3 protein-coding genes are annotated in these 5070 nt (G+C 65.0%); all 3 read left to right on the top strand.

All coding sequences use genetic code 11. The features are described from left to right. A partial coding sequence (locus tag Q8R73_RS22120) for a cisplatin damage response ATP-dependent DNA ligase (RefSeq protein WP_305721680.1) occupies positions 1-1677 on the top strand: 1677 nt, incomplete at its 5' end. Positions 1678-1908: 231 nt separating this feature from the next. Next, a complete protein-coding gene (locus Q8R73_RS22115; RefSeq protein ID WP_305721679.1) occupies positions 1909-3345 on the top strand; it encodes a GntP family permease in 1437 nt (478 codons plus the stop codon). 171 nt (positions 3346-3516) lie between these two features. Continuing rightward, a partial coding sequence (gene ppsA / locus Q8R73_RS22110; protein ID WP_305721678.1) for a phosphoenolpyruvate synthase occupies positions 3517-5070 on the top strand: 1554 nt, incomplete at its 3' end.

Here is a 5070-nt window from a genome sequence, read left to right as displayed (position 1 = left end):
AACCTGATCGCCGACCGCACCGACCCCGTGCTGTTCGCGCTGTCGTATGATTACGTCGGCGACCTCTCGGAGACGGTGGCGCTGATGTGGCCGAAGGCTTCCCCCCTCCCCCCGCGCGCTCTTGCGCGTGGTGGGGAGGGGTCGGGGGTGGGCGGTGTTTCCGCAAGCTCACTGCCAGAAGAACGCGCTGATAGACCCCCCACCCCCGACCCCTCCCCACCACTCGCTGCGCTCGCGGGAGGAGGGGGGAAAACACCCGCGCTCGCGGAGGGAGGGGAGAAGATTGCACCTGGCCACAACAACCCGCCTCCTCCCACCCTTGCCGAGGTCGTCACCACGCTGCGCACGCTCGGCAAGACAGAACTGCCGAAACAGCTGTCGCGCTGGCTCGACGAGCTGGACGAGACCGGCCGCTGGGCGCTGTTGAAACTCGTCACCGGCGCGATGCGGATCGGGATTTCGGCGCGGCTCGCCAAGACCGCCGCGGCGGCGCTCGGCGACAAGGATCCGCACGACGTCGAACTGATGTGGCCGGGCCTCGAACCGCCCTATCTCGATCTGTTCGCGTGGCTGGAAGGCCGCGCCGAAGCGCCAGAAAATCTCGACCCCACGCCGTTCCGCCCCGTGATGCTGGCGCATGCGATCGAGGACGCGGACTTCGTCAATCTGGACGCCGCCGATTTCATCGCGGAATGGAAATGGGACGGCATCCGGGTGCAGGCGGTGAGCGGCCACGACGCGGATGGCCGGATCCAGGCGCGGCTGTATTCGCGCAGCGGCGAGGACATTACCAAAAGCTTTCCCGATCTGCTGCCGTCGCTGCATCTGTCCGGCGCCATCGACGGCGAGTTGCTGGTGCTGCGCGAGGGCCGGGTGCAGACCTTCAACGTGCTGCAGCAGCGCCTGAACCGGAAAGCGGTGTCGCCGAAGCTGACAAAGGAGTTTCCGATCCATCTGCGCGCCTATGATCTGCTCGGCGAAGGCGGCGACGATCTGCGCATGCTGCCGTTCGTCGAACGAAGGCAGCGGCTGGAGGCCTTCATCGCCAGACTCGGCGATGGCAAGGTCGACTTGTCGCCGGTGATTGAATTCGACGGCTGGGACGCTCTCACCGCCGCCCGCGCCGATCCCGCCGGCGCCGGGGCCGGCGAAGATTCCGAGGCGGTCGAGGGCGTGATGCTGAAACGCCGCGACGCGCTTTATCTGCCCGGCCGGCCGAAGGGGCAGTGGTGGAAATGGAAGCGCGATCCGCATCTGATCGACGCCGTGCTGATGTATGCGCAGCGCGGCCACGGCAAGCGCTCGTCCTATTATTCGGACTATACTTTCGGGGTCTGGACCTCCGGCGACGACGGCGAGCAACTGGTGCCGGTCGGCAAGGCCTATTTCGGTTTCACCGACGAGGAGCTGTTGCAGATCGACCGTTTCGTCCGGCGCAACACCACGGAGAAATTCGGGCCCGTGCGGCATGTGGTGCACGCGCCCGATCAGGGGCTGGTGCTGGAAGTCGCGTTCGAGGGCCTGGCGCGCTCGCCGCGGCACAAATCCGGCGTGGCGATGCGGTTTCCCCGCATCAACCGGCTGCGCTGGGACAAGCCGCCGCACGAGGCGGACCGGCTGGAAACCCTGGAGCGGATGCTGAAATCCGAAGCGCCTGGCGAACGGCAGAGCAACTAGGCCTGTTCCTGGAGCGCCAAATCCTGGATTCCGCATCCGACTGGATGCAGCACATGGGCAGAAACGGGCTGCCTTGCGCAAGCTGCCTGGGAAGTCCATGGGTGACACCAACCTGGAATCGCGGCGCAGCGGTGGACGCATGGCTCTGTTCGATCTCGGCAGGCGCCTCGCGTCCGGGACGTATAGCCTGTCGGAACGAGGCCCTGACCGATCGATGGCCTGGAGAAGAACATGGTTGGAATTCTCGGCATCCTCATCGCTCTGGGGCTCCTGATCTATCTTTCATACCGCGGCTTCTCGGTGCTGCTGCTCGCTCCACTCATGGCGCTGGTGGCGGTCCTGCTCGGCGGCGCGCCGCTACTGGCCTCCTATACCCAGATCTTCATGCCGGCGATGGGGTCCTTCATCGTCCAGTTCTTTCCCTTGTTTCTGCTCGGCGCGCTGTTCGACAAGCTGATGGAGGACACCGGCTCCGCCCGCGCCCTGGCCGAAGCCATTGTCGCGCGTCTCGGCGAGGTGAATACGATCCCGGCCATCGTGCTGGCCTGTGCCGTTCTCACCTATGGCGGAGTGTCCTTGTTCGTCGTGGCTTTCGCGGTCTATCCGATCGCCGCGGCGATGTTCGAGCGTGCGCGGTTGCCGCGCACCTTGATCCCGGCTTCCATCGCGCTCGGCGCCTTCACCTTCACGATGACTGCGCTGCCGGGAACACCCGCCATTCAGAATGCCATACCGATGCCCTACTTCGGCACGACCGCGTTCGCGGCTCCTGGCATTGGCATCATTGCAGGCGCCATCATGCTGGGTCTCGGGCTCTTGTGGATCATGCGCCGTGCCACGTCCTGGAGTGGAGCGGTGCCCGCATGCGCCGAAATTCGCAGTCGCCCGCCGAAGGAGTTGCGCGAACTCGCCCAGGGCGAAGGCTTCGACCTCACCGGGCTCGGTGAACAGCGCTCCGGCGAACTGCCGCCTGTCTGGATCGCGGCGCTGCCGATCGTCCTGGTCGTCGTTCTCAATTTCCTGCTCGCGACGATCCTGCTGCCGATGCTCGACACCGGCTATCTGGCGGAGAAGCGCTACGGCGGCGTCAGCTTCGGCGCCGTCCGGGGTGTTTGGGCCATCCTGCTTGCCCTGGCCATCTCCGTCAGTGTCATGGCCGTTCTCAACCGCGGCCGTTTGCCGAACCTTAAGCAGACGCTCGGCGATGGCGCCAATGCCGCGACGGGTCCTGCCTTCAACACCGCCTCTCTGGTGGGCTTCGGCGCCGTGATCGCCTCGCTGTCGGCCTTCGACATCGTTCGCGACGCGGTACTTGGGATTGCGCCGGGCAATCCGCTGATCTCGCTGGCGGTAGCCGTCAATATCCTCGCGGGTATCACCGGATCGGCGTCAGGCGGCATGAGCATCGCACTGCAGACACTCGGCGCCACTTATCTCGAACTCGGCCGGGCGGCCGGGATCCATCCGGATCTCCTTCACAGGGTCACCGCGATCGCCACCGGAGGTCTCGATGCTCTCCCCCATAACGGTGCCGTGATTACGCTGCTGTCGGTGTGCAACATGACGCATCGGGAGGCCTACAAGGACATCTTCGTCGTGGCGTGCGCGGTTCCCCTGGTGGCACTCCTTGCGATCCTCATCCTCGCCAATGTGACAGGATCATTCTGACCGCAACACCGCCAAGCGCTGCGCTCGTCGATAAACGCACTCCGCGAAGTGTGGTTCTTGATGCAAGTCAATGCGTTTGCGGCGGATGCCCCCGATCATTCCAACCTGCGTTGGTTCGCTTTGGCAGAAGTCTGCTGTCGAAAACCGCAAGGCCATGACAAGGAGGACGCGATGCCCACACGAACTGACGAGGTAATCTGGTTCGAGCAGCTGGGGCGCGCCGATGTCGCGCTGGTCGGCGGGAAGAATGCGTCGCTCGGCGAGATGGTGAGCCATCTCGGCGAACGGGGCGTCGCGGTTCCGCCGGGTTTTGCGACCCACGCCCGGGCCTTTTGGCGCTTCATCGATTCCAACCAGCTGAGAGAATTCATCGCAACCACGCTAGACGACCTGCAGGCGGGCCGGACTACGCTGCCCGAAGCCGGACAGTCGATCCGGCGCGCCATCCTTCGCGGCGAATGGCCAAAGGACACGGCCGCCGCCATCGGCGGCGCCTACAGGGAACTTTGCCGGCGTGTCGCCAGGCCGGATGCCGATGTCGCCGTGCGGTCGAGCGCGACGGCCGAAGACCTTCCGGACGCCAGTTTTGCCGGACAGCAGGAGACGTTCCTCAACGTTCGCGGCGAAGCGGCATTGCTCGACGCCTGCCAGCGTTGCTTTGCGTCGCTCTTCACCGACCGCGCCATCAGTTACCGGCAGACCAAAGGCTTCGATCACCTGAAGGTCGCGCTTTCGGTCGGCGTTCAGACCATGGTGCGCTCGGACGTCGGCAGCGCCGGGGTCATGTTCACGATCGACACCGAGACCGGTTTCGACAAGATCGTGGTGATCGATGCCGCCTGGGGACTGGGGGAGACCGTGGTCCAGGGCACGGTCGATCCCGATGAGTATCAGGTATTCAAGCCGCTGCTGTCGCAGCATTCCCTGACGCCGATCGTCGAGAAGCGGCTGGGCGGCAAGGCACAGAAGATGATCTATGCCCGGGAAGGCGATCGGCCCACCCGTACGGTGCCGACCTCCAGGGCGGAACGTGCCGCATTCGTCCTGACGGACCAGGATATCCTCACACTCGGCCGCTGGGGCTGTGTGATCGAGGACCATTACGGCTGCCCGATGGACGTCGAATGGGCCAAGGACGGCGAGAGCGGCGCGCTGTTCATCGTGCAGGCGCGGCCCGAGACAGTGCAATCGCGCAAGGAGGTGGGCGAGTACAGATCCTATCGAATCAAATCGAAGGGTCGGACGCTTGTCACTGGCCTGAGCATCGGCGAAGCGATCGTGACCGGGTCTGTCTGCCTGATTGAGAGCGCCCGCGACATCGATCGCTTCGTCGATGGCGCCATCCTGGTGACGCAGAATACCGACCCCGATTGGGTGCCGATCATGAAGCGGGCTGCGGCGATCGTTACCGATCGCGGCGGACGCACCTCGCACGCCGCTATCGTCAGCCGCGAACTCGGCCTGCCGGCCATTGTGGGTACCGGCGATGCGACGCAAGTCTTGTCCGACGGGCAGGAGGTCACGGCATCCTGCGCCGAGGGAGATCAGGGCTTCGTCTACGAAGGTCTCGCCGAATACGAGGTCGAGAAGCTTGACTTCAGCAACCTGCCTCCGACCCGCACCCAGATCATGCTCAACCTCGGCAACCCCGCAGCGGCGTTCCGATGGTGGCGAATTGCCGCGGACGGTGTCGGGCTTGCCCGCATGGAGTTCGTCATCAGCAAC

Origin of the sequence: Bradyrhizobium sp. (assembly GCF_030697065.1) — a bacterium.
Lineage (GTDB): Bacteria > Pseudomonadota > Alphaproteobacteria > Rhizobiales > Xanthobacteraceae > Bradyrhizobium.
The sequence above is the reverse complement of the archived record's forward strand: the minus strand, read 5'-3'. Positions and strand labels throughout refer to the sequence as shown.

Coding starts and splice junctions, on each gene's coding strand:
- Q8R73_RS22115 (WP_305721679.1), top strand. CDS start 1,909: ATGGTTGGAATTCTCGGCATCCTCATCGCTCTGGGGCTCCTGATCTAT.